The following is an 835-nucleotide window of genomic DNA, read 5'->3' as shown; positions in this document are numbered from 1 at the left end:
GAGTCACGGCGGTGTTTGGCTAAACCCCAGAGAAACTTAACCTAATCCCACCAGACGGCGGATGCTGGCGGGCGATGCACCGGCGTCGCGCAACTCCCGCAGGCCGGTCGAGCGGCTCGATTTCGACAGCTTCCGCCCGGCCTCGTCCCGAATCAGGGCGTGGTGGCGGTAGGCGGGTTCCGGCAGGCCAAGCAGGGTTTGCAGCAGGCGGTGGACGGACGTGGCGTGAAACAGGTCCTGGCCGCGCACCACCTCGCTGATCCCCTGGAGGGCATCGTCGACGACCACGGACAAATGGTAGCTGGTCGGTGTCTCCTTGCGGGCCAGGATCACGTCTCCCCAGGCCTCGGGCCGCGTGGGTACGGCGCCGCGCTCGCCATCGGGCCCCTCGCCCAACTCGTTCCAGGCCAGGCTGGCTACGTGCCGGCAGGCAGCCGCCATGTCGAGCCGGAGCGCATAGGGCGCGCCGGATGCGATCAGCCGCGCCCGCTCGCCGGCGGACAGCGACTTGGCGTCTCCGGGGTAACGCGGCGCGCCATCGGGATCGCGCGGCCACGGCCCGTGAGCCTCGCGCGCGGCGACCAGCTTTGCGATCTCGGCGCGGCTTTCGAAGGCGGGATAGACGAAGCCGAGGGCAGAGAGCTTGTCCAGCGCGGCGCGGTAATCGGAAAGATGCTCCGACTGCCGCCGCACCGGTGTTTCCCAGGCAATTCCGAGCCAGGCGAGATCCTCGTAGATCGCTGCCTCATACTCAGGCCGGCAGCGCGTCGCGTCGATGTCCTCGATCCGCAGCAACAGCCGCCCGCCGGCCTCGCGCGCACGGTCGAAATTGAGC

General features: G+C 69.2%; 1 protein-coding gene. It reads right to left on the bottom strand.

All coding sequences use genetic code 11. The annotated features are described in order from the left end of the window. Nucleotides 1-36 precede the first annotated feature (36 nt). Nucleotides 37-835 (bottom strand): tRNA glutamyl-Q(34) synthetase GluQRS (gluQRS, locus tag AC1D00_RS43410; protein ID WP_477014967.1); only part of this gene is annotated, 799 nt, incomplete at its 5' end.

The organism is Bradyrhizobium sp. P2_E8 (genome assembly GCF_056403875.1).
The sequence above is the reverse complement of the archived record's forward strand: the minus strand, read 5'-3'. Positions and strand labels throughout refer to the sequence as shown.